Below are 268 nucleotides of genomic sequence, written 5' to 3' on the forward strand. Positions count from 1 at the left end.
CCAGTGCAGTGAGCACGCATAGGGCTGCTGAGCATATCCAGCTCACCGTTTCGCACCTGTACGTCGGTAACCACCAGCACCTGCCGGTGCCCCTTATACGGAGTGTAACCGCCGATGAAGTTACTGCCGAAGCAAATCGGGCAACTGGAATCGGCGTACCCTGTAAGACCTGTATCCATATCCCCAAGAACCTGATTGACCGTCTCTTCAAGAACAGGGCCGTTGTCACCAAATCCGTTTCCGTTGATTAGGTCTGCAAAGGGAATAT

General features: G+C 53.4%; 1 protein-coding gene. It reads right to left on the reverse strand.

Going from position 1 to position 268, the window contains the following annotated elements:
* Positions 1-268: hypothetical protein (locus AC1RPT_RS08035; protein ID WP_481763028.1), on the reverse strand; the 268-nt coding region annotated here is incomplete at both ends.

The sequence above is a fragment of the Dellaglioa sp. CoH-56-MRSF-11 genome (genome assembly GCF_056782135.1).